The sequence below is a fragment of the Paenibacillus radicis (ex Xue et al. 2023) genome (assembly GCF_024722015.1).
Taxonomy (GTDB): domain Bacteria; phylum Bacillota; class Bacilli; order Paenibacillales; family NBRC-103111; genus Paenibacillus_S.
Genome location: NZ_JANQBD010000062.1, coordinates 1 through 12818 on the forward strand (window position 1 = coordinate 1; position 12818 = coordinate 12818).

Genomic DNA, 12818 nt, shown 5'->3' on the forward strand with positions numbered 1-12818 from the left:
TTTTACAACCGTAAGAGAATTCATGGTTCTTTGGGCTATGTTTCACCGGATCAATACGAGGCCATGTATTACAAAAAGGTTGTGTGATATCTCTTATTTGAGTGTCTACTTTCTTGACAGAGATCCATTTCTCATGCTAATTCTACGTATTTTGGCCGATATCCAGCATATCCCCTCTATTAGAGTTAGTTTTTCCAGTTAGATTGATTTAAGGTGATATCCACGCTGGATTAGCGTGAGGATTTCCATCTATTTCTTTTCTTTCAGCAGCGGCCCCGACAAATCATGGCCTCTTCTAGATTGAAAGCAGCCTTTGAACATCGCTTCTCGCCCCATCACTTAAGCAACATCCAAAAAGCGGCCGAACTCATTTTTGGATTTTCAAACCCCCACCCACTCTGAGGGGAATTTCCCTTCAAAAAAGACGCTTCCATTTCCGCTTACATAGTGGTTTTGGAGGTGTATTTGTTCATAATTTGGAACTGTTTCATTCACTGATACCCTTTTAGGACAGCCTCGTTATTTTATTTCTATGGATAATACCACCTGGACAGAAAGACCGGATAGGTGCTAGTTTAAAGGGTTACACTACCGCTCAACGGGATCAAACATTTATCGCAGCTCTTTTTGTTAACTTTCATTAACCTATATGGTTATCTTCATTACCTGTACCGAGTTGGGATTCAGCCTTATTTTTATGGACTGACAAGCTTTTTGAGATAGAAGTTGAAATTTTTATAACCAACGGTTATTATATAACCATAGGTTACTAACCGTCGGTTATAATTGTAGTGAGGGGGCTGTTAGTTGGAATCAATAAAGAAGTCCAAGCAAGAGCTTCGTTCGGAAGAAACGAAGCGAAGTATTGCCGAAGCGGCAGGCAACTTGTTTACAGAGCGAGGTTACGATACTGTAACAATGCGAGAAATTGCCAAAGAAGCTAATTGCTCGCATACAACGATTTATTTGTATTTTAAGGATAAGGAGGCACTGCTGGAGCAGCTGGCTATTCCGCCTTTGCAAACCTTGGAGGCTGCATTTCTTTCGGTTATGAATGAAAAGTCGTTAGACCCTACGGGGAAGCTCTTGGAGATCAGCCGACATTTCCTCCGCTTTTGTCTATCGCATAAAAGCATGGTCACAGTCATATTCAATGTAAAGTCCGTGCGTGTTGATGAAGTGAACCCGGCAGGTGAGGTAAACCAGCTGCGCAACCGTTTGTTCAGCCACCTGACCGAAAGCGTCAACCGGATTATTCCGGCAGAGACATCGGAGGCGCGGATCAATCACAGCCGAGTGTACTTTTTTGTGATGAATGGAATGGTTAGTACTTATTTGAATAGCGAGGAACCGTTAGAGCCGCTGCTGGAGCGCATCATTCCGTTATTGGATCAATCCATAGAGATTGTGCTGCTAGGCATTAAACATAAGCTTGAACAAGTGCAGAACCCGTTGAAAGGTCAAACGAAAGGTCAAAAAGATAAAGAGAAGTCCAAGAAAGATAAGAAGCAGAAGGTTAAAAAGTCCAAAATTGAGGGATAGGGGAGTTGAAAATAATGAAAATCACACAAATATCGGAGCATATTTGGAAATGCACCATATGGATAATTATCCCAATTAGTGTATGGGTTGTGAAGTCAGAACGTGGTCTGACCTTGGTGGATGCCGGAATTCCATGGATGGCGGGCGGTCTGTTGAAACAGATAAAGGCATTGAATCTGCCGCTGGAGCGGATTGTGCTAACCCACGGACATTCTGACCATACCGGCAGCATCAAAAAAATACGCGAAACATATCGAGTTCCGGTTTACGCACATGAAGCAGAAATTGTTTATATGGAGGGACAATTGCCATATCCAGGGCGTAAAAAAGCGCAAAAGTCCGTTGAGCCAGGGATTGTCGAGCCGCTCGATATGCAATCAATTGGCGGATTGGTTCCTTATCTGACGCCAGGTCACTCGCCGGGTCATATTGCCTACTACCATGAGCAGGATCAAGTTCTACTGGCAGGAGATTTGTTTACAACTAAGCGCGGACAGCTGAAGCAGCCGATGGCAAGTTTTACTGCGGATATGGAGCAAGCTGTGGAGAGCGGTGCTATTGTTGCGCAGCTGAAGCCTAAGCTTGTTAGCATATGCCATGGCGGTGAAGTCCAGCTTCCGCATCAGCAGTATGAAGCTTACAGACGCAGATGGACGGAGAGCCGGGCTGGGCAGGCTAAAATTCGCCGCTGAATTTTAAGATCGGGCAATGTCGCTTCCCCGCATTTGAATTATCACAGATTAGCCCAGATATGAATCGGTTAGCTTTTCAATCTCACAGACAAATGCCTCAGGCTCATCTAACGCCAAAAAAATCTTGGTCACCTTACGTGGTAAAAACAACAAGCCTTCCACAGTAATCGGTTCCTTCAACTCTATACGGATATTGGGTACGGCCAAGAGAGGTAAAGCTGCATCCCGCTGCTCCTCTTTTTCCAGCTGATATTCAAGTGCGGTTGCTGTATGGGCAATCAGCTGAAGGGGGACATCCGCCTGAATCCGTAATCCGTACCTGAGCTTTAGTATACCGTCTTGAAGCTTAACGGGCTGCAAGACAGAGGCACGGTAGTCACTCCAGATCAAAGCCAGCAGCCAAAAGTCGGAGATACTCAAAATCCAGGCTGCCCAATCAGACCACTGCTGAACCAGAAAGTGAACACAAATGCCTTCGATGATGAGGATTTTGGAAAGAATTGCTGCATAGAGCCTTTGACTGGTTTTCCTATAGTAGGAAAATTCAACGGGATGCTCGATTTTAACTAGCGTCTCTCTTTTCCACGAAAATAGAAGGTAATAGGCTGCACTGACATCATGAAGCAATAAGGAGGCCAGCTTGCCTCTTCCAATCGTTTCATGTGCCGCCTTGCGAAGCGCTTCTCCAGTATTAGCTTCTTCACGAGCAACCTGCCTAAAGCACCGGAAGAAACGGTATAAAATCCTGACCTCATACGCAATAAAAGTAACCTCAACAGCAATGATTAAAAGCTCTATAGGCCATATCCCATTCCATATATGATTGCGCATTGAGACAGGAAGAACAAGCCATGCTGCCAACCCACCTAGCAAAGGCAGGGGGAGTACCTTGGAGATGGATTTTCCTTTGCCCCGTAACATACATAACCAATAGAGAAAAGGAATCACCAGCATACAATCGAACATAACGGCATACACAAGCAGCCAATCTTTCTCGTTAATCGATGAGGTTCGTACAACTGTCAGGTCTGCTGCTAATATAAGAAATGTAAGTGCGATAAACCAGAGAGTAGATCGTTGGAGTTTGTGGATAGTCATATAAATCCCTCCTTAATTAACTGACTTATAATTCCATTATAAGGGTTATCCCAAGAATACAATGTACCCGGATCTCCCACAGAAATGACGATTTTATGGCGAACGGATTCCGATATTATAAATGAAAAAGCCGTGAATCTCCTTTAGCAGGAAATCACGGCTTATTAGTCTGTATTTATAAAAGCAGCTTTCCCTTACAGGGAAGTCTGAAGCACGAATTTTTCAACGACATGCTTCACGCCATCTTCGTTATTGCTGAACGTAATATAGTCGGCTATCTTTTTAAGTGAATCTACCGCATTGCCCATCGCCACTCCGAATCCGGCAGCTTCCAGCAGCTCATGGTCATTCCAGCTGTCGCCGATCGATATAACCTCGGCCATATCATAGCCGTATTGACCGGCCAAGTAACGAAGCGCATCGCCCTTCGTACCCTCGTGATGGATGATCTCCAGAAAATGAGGCTTGGACTTCGTAATATGTACCAAATGTCCGATTTCCTTGCGAAGCTCAATAGCAATTTCATCAAGCTTGGCGGGATCATCAATTATAAGCAGCTTGGTAGAAGGCTTGTCAGCCAGCTCTTTGAAATTCGGATACACGGTAAAAGGAATCTTGGAAAGCGCGGCGTAAGCTTCGATTTTTTCATTGCGCTCTTTCGCATACAGAATGTCGTCAAAATACGTTTGCAAATGCAGATCGTTGCGCTCACAGTAATCAAAAAGGTAGTGGGCTGCTTCTACAGGCACAGACCGTTCGTATAAAATTTTGCCGTCTATGGCATTTTTCACTAGAGATCCTTGATAGGTAATCAAAGGAACATTCAGCCCCAGCTGGGAGGCCAGCTGCTTCGCTGAAGCGTACATCCGTCCGGTAGCCAATGTAACCGTAACTCCTTGTGCTAGTGCTTGCTCCAGAGCTTGCTTGGTGCCTGCCGTAATTTCTTTCTCATCATTAATTAGCGTATCGTCAATGTCGATTGCCAGCATTTTATACATCGTTTATCCACTCCTGTAATTTCTGTCTATGGCTACCATTATACCTTAGATTAATGCGCGGATTAACTGTTATTTTCTCTAAGCAGTATCTTTATAAAAAATATCAGCTATATGGAGATCGAATTGTGAAGATTTATTGTTGTTTATTTGGTTCACAGCTAATTCTATATTCAAGGGTTCCCTGTAAACAAGTGTAGATGTCATGGCATGGGCATCATATCTTCAGCGCTCTTTGTATAGCTTCTGCTACCCTGTCTTTATCAAAAGGCTTCACAATAAAATCACTAGCTCCCATGGAGATGGCTTCAATAACAATAGATTGTTGCCCCATTGCAGACACCATAATTACTTTGGCGTCACTCTTGTAGCTTTTAATCTCCTTTAGTGCAGTAATCCCGTTCATCTCCGGCATAGTAATATCCAGCGTAATCAGGTCAGGAGAATGCTGGATGAATAGAGAGACTGCCTCAAGCCCATTCGAGGCTTCGGCAACAATTTCATGCCCTAAATCTAAAAGAATGTTCTTAATCATCAATCGCATAAACATAGAATCATCTGCAATCATTAGTCTAGCCATATTTTTATCACCTTTCAGGGGTCTACTTATTAACATTTCTAGTAGGCGGATTGATTCGTTCACACAAGAAAAACCCCCCTTATAAGATGAACAAGGGGAGTTGTTGATCCCTTCCTTCGGTAGCTGGCAAGCTTAGCGAATGATTTCGCCTTAGCCCCTAATAGCTTTGCGTCACTAATTTTCATTAGTTTTGCTCTTATCGTATATACAGAAGAATTACTATCCATTTTTTAAAAAGTATATCATTCTTATTGCTGGTAATAAAGGACTAGACGGAAATGCCGGTGATAAAGTTCTATTGACAAAGTACTAGCGTTTGAGTGCTGACAATTAAAGTCATTAATGCGAATAATTATGAAGGCATTTACTCAAAATAAGTTTTGAAAATTTAAATATTGTATATCTCGCTAAAATAGGTTGCCTACCTAATGATAATTCCGACAGCCAGGCATGAGAACAATAGAAAAGAGGCAGCGAATGGACAACCTGTCACAAAAGCAAAAAGTTATCGTTATGATCGCCTTATTGGCCTCGATGTTTTTTGCAGCCATTAATCAAACGCTTGTCAGTTCAGCTATGCCAAGAATTATTTCTATGCTGGGCGGTATGGATTATTATTCTTGGGTTATTACGATTTATATGCTGACATCTACAGTTGCTACAATTCTGGTCGGTAAGCTATCGGATATTTACGGACGTAAACCATTCTTATTATCCGGGATTGTCGTTTTTATGATAGGTGCCTTTCTTACGGGACTATCCACCAATATATTTCAGATGATTGCTTATCGCGGCATTCAGGGCTTAGGCGGTGGAGTTTTGATGTCGGTTACAACAATGGCCGTTGGTGATTTATTTATGCCCCGTGAAAGAGCGAAATGGACAGGAGTCATGATGTCTATTTTCGGTTTTTCGAGTGTTATTGGACCGACTTTAGGTGGTGTCATGATAGATCATATGGATTGGAAATGGTTGTTCTGGGCGTTTTTGCCTCTGGGAATTGTCGCTTTCGTAATGATCTTGCGGATGTTTCCAAAGGTGCCACGTGTTGAATCGGAATCGATTGACTATTGGGGCTCGTTATTTTTGTCACTTTCCATAATTGCGCTTTTGTTAGGCTTTTCTTGGGCGGGGTCCAAATATTCTTGGGGTTCCATACAGATTATTGGTCTTTTAATAACGGCGGTAATCTTCGCAGTTATCTTGGTTCTTATTGAACGTAAAGCGAAAAGCCCCGTAATGCCGCTGCATCTTTTTAAAAACTGGATCATCACGAATTCCAATCTTGTTGGTTTTCTTATGAATGCTGGAATGATGGGCGCTATGGTATACTTGCCCTTTTTTGTACAAGGGGTTAAGGGCTTAAGTCCGACCCAATCAGGGTTCGTTAACATGCCTATGTCATTGACGATGGTCGTATTGAGCAGTATGTCCGGACGATGGATATCCAAATCGGGTAAATATAAGCGGTATGCAATCGCCGGTATCTCCTTCATGGTTATCGGTATGCTAATGATGACATTTATGAACAGTATTGCATTAGCTGTAGCGAGTATGTGCGTGTTCGGTGTGGGATTGGGTTTAGGTATGCCAGTTTTTACACTCGTCGCTCAAAATGCAGTCCCGATAAACCAGCTGGGTGTAGTAACGGCTACGGCAACCCTGTTTAGAAATTTGGGGGGAACGATTGGGATCGCCGTGTTTGGTTCCATCATGACCTCCATACTTAAAAGAAATTTGGAAGAAACAATCGCTTCAGGAAAAGGTGTGAATTTATCTCAATTAGATCCTGAGCATGCGAGACAATTGGCACCTTTTTTAAATCCGCAAGTTCTATTGGATCAACCCAAATTGAAAATAATTCAGGCCTCGCTGCCGGCAGAACTTCAATCTTATTTTGCTCAACTGATGGACATGCTCCGTGCTGTATTGAGCGAAACTTTGTCCACTGTATTTCTTAGCGGGGCCGGGTTATTGGTCTTGGCACTATTGCTGGTTTTCTTTCTTAAGGAAATACCGCTTCGCTCTTCTGAGAAAGGTGAAGCACCGCAGGAGGAACCAGTATAAAGGTTTAATAGAGAATGCTCAAAGCTGCTGGCCCTTTATAGGTCGAGTGGCTTTTTCTTTGGTGTATAAGTAGAAAATGAATCAACCTGAGCAACCTTGCCGTCCCTCGTGCGTCTAATTGTATAAAATGGAAGCATTGAGACGAGGTGGATGTATTGGTTAATTTCTTACAAAAGGCTGCGCTCCCGCTGCTGATTAGTGCTGCGATGCTTGCATCTGTGCCGCTAGGAGCGTCGGCACAGCAGGTTGTACCGGATCAACGTACGCAAGCAGAGATTGATGCTGTCCAGCTCCTGCTCGATCAGGGGGTTGTGAGCGAGAAGGTGGATCAGCTCGGGCCAAAGGCGGAAGTGGCGGCTTATGTGCTGCGTACGAGAAAACCAGACTTGGAGGCGCTCAATCGGCTGGTGAACGGATTGCTGAAATATGCAGATGGCCAAGGTTACAATGGATCATCAGTCGGGGGGATGCTGGAGCAGAATAATGGCGAACTCCGTTCATCGCCGGGGGCGCCGCTGGAAGCCAGGATGATGAGCCGCAAGCCAATGGATGTGTCATTGAATGGCCAGCCGAGCGTGCTGGCACCTTGGGATGAATATCGAGAGCCGCTTTATTTCGACGATAAGGCGTATTTCCCGCTCTATAGGATGATGACGATGTTAGGCGGAGATGCCAAGTGGAATGGCGTCGATTGGGAAGTGACGGCGATCAGCCCATGGGGAAGCCGATGGAAAGTGCCGATTGGCGAACGCGAGATACGCAATGAAGCGGGAGATACGATTGCCACACTATCCGGTCCAGTAGTATTGGCAGACAGTCAGGTGCTAGTGCCTTACGATTTTTGGAACACATTGACGGGTTATCGCATGGAATGGGACCGATCGCGTAAATCACTGTCTATTGTAACGGAGCCGTTATACCGGCCTGAAGACCCGGTTGAAGGCTATGGAGGTTCATCCACCGGGTATGTGGTACCGGATCTGAATGTGCGTGTCGACGGCCGGTTTACCCGTTTGACGCATCTGCCTATCAACTATGAGGGAATTCTTTATTACCCTGTGGAGCTAATTCAGAATATTATGGATCTGACTGCTGAATACGATAGCCAGTCCAGGAGGCTGACACTGACGACGAATCGTACCATAGAAGAAGCGCGTTTCGCGCAGCCTGCGCTTCCTTCTCCGCATCTGTATGGAGTACCTGTAAACACAATCTCCTATTTGCAGTATACGCTCGATGGCGTCCAATCAAGCGCCGAAGGGAAGCCGCTGCAGCTATCCAGTCCACTGGTGGAGAATCAGGGACGTCTGTATGCACCGATCAACGAGCTGGCAGCTATTGCAGGCTATCAAGTCAGTTACACGGCTGACAAAACGCTGTATCTGAATAAGCCGGTCACCCAGCGCATCCGCGAGAAGCTGATGCCAGGTGTCTCACGGGATAGAGTGCGCATGCTGCTTGGCAATCAGCTCCAGGTTGTCTATAATGCCGTGGACGGCACGCGAAGCTGGCAGTATCGCTTCCTCACCGAAACGGCTGACGCAACATTAGTGCCGCAGCAGGAGAGGGCTGCTTCTGAGAAGCCTGGTGGCTTCGAGCTGGAGGCTGTCGATCGGAAGGCGCTAGGCGATGGTACGCTCAAGCTGCAGCTGTTCGTCCATCACGATCCAGCCGGGTTGATGATCAGCGGCTATACGCTCTATACGGGTACATCTGACGGTATCCAGGAGACCCGCCTGCATGCCGATGGCAGCGTAACCGAGCGGCTTCTTAAGGATGATGAGGTAGCGGGGCCATGAAACCCCATCAGAACTTATTTTGATAATGCTAATGTAAATGTATAATGTGAAATACAAAATACTCACAAAAATATCTTTACTCTACTACAATTACTTGGTATCATGTTTCCAACAAATCGAAATGCGATGATGAGAAAAGTAAATACAGCGTTCTTCCACAGAGAGCTCCGGTTGCTGAAAAGGAGTGAAGAATTCTTTATTGAAGAAAGCCTCTGAGCAGTACATCGGAACCCAGAAGGGGATGGTGTAACAGGAGCTCCTGTTATAGAGCTAGAGTATAAGCATCTTTGTATTTAGATGCCGTACTCGAAGAGGCTGATATGGCGACATATTTGCGAATCCGGGTGGTACCACGAGCATACAAATCTCGTCCCTGAGACTATTTACAGTCTTGGGGGTGGGATTTTTTTTATTTTGCATGATCGTTATACGTAAAAGAATATTCATTCATACAAAACAAGGAGTGAGCAATATGTCCAGGTTAAAAGCGGCAGTTGTAGGAGCAACAGGAATGGCAGGACAGCAGTTTGTGCAGGCGTTATCCAATCATCCGAACTTTGAAGTTGTCATAATGGTTACCTCAAGAACTATGAAAAATTACAAAGAAGCATTACTGGAATCTAATGGATCATCGAGATGGACGCAGAATACGCCGGTTCCCGCAGATATGCTGGAAGTTCCGGTTGTATCCTCCAAGGAATTCCGTCCAGACTCTGTTGATGTTATTTTCACAGCGATTGAATCCGATCTCGCAAAAGAGCTGGAGCCTTGGTTTGCCCAAACGACTCCAACCTTTTCGACGGCATCTGCATTTCGTTATTTCGATGATACCCCACTTCTCATTACTGGAGTAAATGATAATCATGCGGAATTAATTCGCAAACAACAGCTGGAACGCGGCTGGAAAGGCTTCGTGCTGCCTGTTCCCAATTGTACGGTCACGGGCCTCGCGATAACTTTAAAACCATTGCATGAACATTTTGGAATTCAAAATGTTCTGATGGTGTCCATGCAATCGCTTAGCGGTGCGGGAAGAAGCCCCGGGACTCGTTCTTTAGATATTCTGGATAATATAATCCCGTACATTCCGAACGAAGAGGGGAAGGTTAGAAAGGAGCTTTTAAAGATACTCGGTGAATATTCTAGTGAGGGCATTACTCCGGCTGAGATTAACGTCAATTGCATATGCACGAGAGCAAATGTGATCGATGGACACACGGAATCCGTGTTTGTCGGTCTGAAGAAACAAGCGAATTTATCTGAAATTAAAGAAGCAATCAATGGCTACAATCCGTTTAAAAGCTCCAGTTTACATTCAGCCCCAGAGCATATGATTCATATCTTTGATGATCCGTTTCGCCCGCAACCTCGCCTGGATCGCGAGCTCGGAGGCGGGATGACAACAAGTATGGGGAGACTGGAAGAAGAACCTGTACTTGGGGGCGTGAAATATGTTTTGGTCTCCCACAACACGAAGATGGGTGCAGGAAAAGGTGCAGTTCTGCTTGCTGAATCGATGCTAGCACAGGGTTTACTGCAACAAGTAGCTCCTTAGGCATCATTCAATCATTCAACAGGATACGATAGTTGAAAAGTAGCAGTAGTAGTCTAGTTTAGTTAATAGGTCAACCAGGGATTTCTGGTTGACCCTTTTTTGCCAGAATCTATATGATTCGGGGCTCCCCGCAAAGTATCTGAATCAACTTGGAAGCAAGACCCCACTTTGTGGGATATTTTGTTAGGGTCAATGTCCTCCAACATTTTAAAGAAAAAAGGAGGCTGGAATTAGAAGATAGAACTCGTTTATAATGTTGATGCTTGCTCGCTCGCCGCTACAGAGAGGTAGTATGCTAGGCCCGTCTGTTGGGATTCAAGCATATTTCGATGGAAATCATCGGTTAAAAAGAACCGAGTTTGTTCAGCAAAGCTCACTCTATTTATTTCATGTCCATGATGAGTTAAAAACTCGATATGTTCATCGATAAGAGACTGCACTGTCTCGTCATCAACCCTCAGTCCATTCTGTAGTGCCTTCGCCATACTATCCATAAAGCTCTTCGCTTCTATAGCCATTTCGTTCATAGATTCAAGTACAACCGGGTTGTTTTCCAACATGTCGTAGTCATACTTCTCTTTCAAATGCTGATTCTGTTCGTCCATAGCGTCCAGCCATTGTTGTTCAGTAGCAAAACCTTTAAACATATCTGACATCTTCATCACTCCTCCTTTTGAAGTTGCATCAATCGACTTATCGAGAGTTTGAATCAGGCGTTCCATTCTTTTCATCCGCGTGGAAAGGAGTTCTTTCTGATCAGACAAAATCAGCAATCGTCGTGGTTCCTTTTCGAGGATGTCTTTGATTTGTTCGAGGGAAAAATCAAGCTCCCGATAAAACAAGATTTGTTGCAAACGCTCCAATTCCTTGATGCCATATAAGCGATAGCCGGCATCACTTACCTTATTAGGCATCAAGAGACCAATTTTATGATAATGATGAAGCGTCTTAATCGTTACTTTCGTGATTGCAGAGATCTCTTTTACGGTATACAGCATATATCCACTTCCTTTCTGATGTTCATTCTAATGTCTCCTCTGAGGTCAGGGTCAAGGATTTAATTGGGTCTTCTGTCTTCTATGCTAATGTGCGGGGTAATGCAACAATTTGATTAATGATTACGTTCAAGATATGGAACTATTTGTAATAAGGACAGATAATATGCCAGTTAAAGGGGTACTAAACCGGGGAAACAGGATGGCTGATTAGTTATAATAATTCGTACAGGAAGCGAGGGATATACCTATTAATGAACATAACCCAGCGTACCGGCATAATGATACTGATGTTGCTTGGCACTCTCGCGTGCAGTAACGATCAGGTAATTCATCACAACGGTATAACCACAGCCAATATGACCACAGCAAACTCTGAACATAGCAACCAGAAACCGGCCTATAGACCGGACTTGTTTCCGGAGAGTGCAGCTATTCCCTTCGATGAAAATTTAGGACAACCCTTAGAGTCGGGGGCTCCTCCTACGGGTGCGAAGCTATTCAAAAGCTTTGCTCTTCCTCAGTCTGACGCGGAAGTTCTGGTGTATACAAGCGGCGATGACTCCGCAGGCTTAACCGGGTATCTCAAGGGCAGGAATTCAGAATGGAAGTTGGGTGACTTGTCCAGTTTCAATGTGAATCAAGATTGGATTCATTCGTTGAACTCCTTAACAGGGGATGTGTCTGGTGCCGTTATGGAAATCCCGTTTGGCTCAATAGGTGCAAAGAAGGGATTGCTTATTTATCACCATAATTCCGATTCCTGGAATGTAGTCGATTTTCAAGGGCATCCCGCTATTCCGTTGGATCTTGACAATGATGGTGTCCCTGAATGGATTGGCAATCAGACGGACTGGGTGCCTCCAGCACTGGAGATTCATCGTTGGGTCGCAGAGCATGACCGCTTCGAATCGACCGTTCTTCAATGGAGCAGCCTATTCCCTGATACGGATAACGAAGCCCCCTCTTACTCAGCACTCTTTACAGAGAATGGGGAGCACCTAATTCAAATCGGCAATAGCGATGCCTATGCTTTTTTCACATATGATCAAGGCGTCTTGAAGCAATGCCGGCCAGCAGACACTCGGGATCGCGTTCTCGAAATGCAGATGGCCCGACATCATTGATAAGATTTTTGGAAAAATATTAGGCTTGATAAGAGATGAACATGTGTATTGCAAAGTGTGAAGCAGGGGTACCCCTTCTAAGTTCTTAACATCTATGAATGTGGTCTTTACGTATAAGACAAGTTCCTTTTATACTTGGGTAGCAGGGGAAAGTGCATTAAAGGTCCTGAACGGAACTGAAAATTCCGTTATTTAATCTGCCGCCTCCAATTTAAGAAGATAGCGGAAGTTGGAATTCCGCGAGCGACCGGGCAAGGTCGTGTAATTTAGCAGGTGGAACCCCTGCTTGGTAAGATGTACAGCCGCATCGCCAATAGCGAGTCTTGGGCTACTAATAGTAATGTTAGGTGCTAAGCGTAGACAGTTAG

General features: G+C 44.7%; 10 protein-coding genes, 1 riboswitch and 1 other annotated feature. Of the genes, 6 read left to right on the top strand and 4 right to left on the bottom strand.

The window, feature by feature from the left end; translation table 11 throughout:
• Window positions 1-807 precede the first annotated feature (807 nt).
• Together NV381_RS37705 and NV381_RS37710 are read left to right on the top strand one after the other, a co-directional pair.
• Window positions 808-1542: a TetR/AcrR family transcriptional regulator gene (locus NV381_RS37705; RefSeq protein ID WP_258218398.1), complete on the top strand. Its 735-nt coding sequence runs from the start codon at window positions 808-810 to the stop codon at window positions 1540-1542.
• 14 nt (window positions 1543-1556) lie between these two features.
• Window positions 1557-2234 carry an MBL fold metallo-hydrolase gene (locus NV381_RS37710; protein ID WP_258218399.1) on the top strand — a complete coding sequence of 226 codons (678 nt, stop codon included), beginning with the start codon at window positions 1557-1559 and terminating at the stop codon, window positions 2232-2234.
• A gap of 48 nt (window positions 2235-2282) precedes the next feature.
• Here NV381_RS37710 and NV381_RS37715 read toward each other — a convergent pair whose 3' ends face one another.
• The 3 genes from NV381_RS37715 to NV381_RS37725 form a co-directional block, all read right to left on the bottom strand.
• The gene (locus NV381_RS37715; RefSeq protein ID WP_258218400.1) at window positions 2283-3332 is read right to left on the bottom strand and encodes a hypothetical protein; all 1050 of its coding nucleotides are present in this window, start codon (window positions 3330-3332) and stop codon (window positions 2283-2285) included.
• A 194-nt stretch (window positions 3333-3526) separates the two neighbouring features.
• The gene (locus tag NV381_RS37720) at window positions 3527-4330 is read right to left on the bottom strand and encodes a Cof-type HAD-IIB family hydrolase (protein ID WP_258218401.1); all 804 of its coding nucleotides are present in this window, start codon (window positions 4328-4330) and stop codon (window positions 3527-3529) included.
• Between the two features lie 214 nt (window positions 4331-4544).
• Window positions 4545-4907, bottom strand: coding sequence for a response regulator (locus NV381_RS37725; RefSeq protein WP_258218407.1), 363 nt, complete (start codon window positions 4905-4907; stop codon window positions 4545-4547).
• Window positions 4908-5022: 115 nt separating this feature from the next.
• Window positions 5023-5112: riboswitch (cyclic di-GMP riboswitch) on the bottom strand.
• A gap of 272 nt (window positions 5113-5384) precedes the next feature.
• Here NV381_RS37725 and NV381_RS37730 point away from each other — a divergent pair.
• The 3 genes from NV381_RS37730 (at window position 5385) to asd (ending at window position 10328) form a co-directional block, all read left to right on the top strand.
• Window positions 5385-6974 (top strand): MDR family MFS transporter, encoded by a 1590-nt coding sequence (locus NV381_RS37730; protein ID WP_258218402.1) that lies wholly within the window; start codon window positions 5385-5387, stop codon window positions 6972-6974.
• 155 nt (window positions 6975-7129) lie between these two features.
• Entirely contained in the window at window positions 7130-8773 is a 1644-nt protein-coding gene (locus NV381_RS37735) for a copper amine oxidase N-terminal domain-containing protein (RefSeq protein WP_258218403.1), read from the top strand.
• Window positions 8774-8890: 117 nt separating this feature from the next.
• Window positions 8891-9151: a binding site (T-box leader), on the top strand.
• A gap of 94 nt (window positions 9152-9245) precedes the next feature.
• On the top strand, window positions 9246-10328 hold the full coding sequence (asd, locus tag NV381_RS37740) for an aspartate-semialdehyde dehydrogenase (protein ID WP_258218404.1): 1083 nt from the start codon (window positions 9246-9248) through the stop codon (window positions 10326-10328).
• Between the two features lie 248 nt (window positions 10329-10576).
• On the opposite strand, the gene NV381_RS37745 is transcribed toward asd, so the two are convergent.
• A complete protein-coding gene (locus NV381_RS37745; RefSeq protein WP_258218405.1) occupies window positions 10577-11326 on the bottom strand; it encodes a MerR family transcriptional regulator in 750 nt (249 codons plus the stop codon).
• Between the two features lie 251 nt (window positions 11327-11577).
• Between NV381_RS37745 and NV381_RS37750 the strand changes: the two genes are divergently transcribed.
• Window positions 11578-12450, top strand: coding sequence for a hypothetical protein (locus NV381_RS37750; RefSeq protein ID WP_258218406.1), 873 nt, complete (start codon window positions 11578-11580; stop codon window positions 12448-12450).
• Window positions 12451-12818 lie beyond the last annotated feature (368 nt).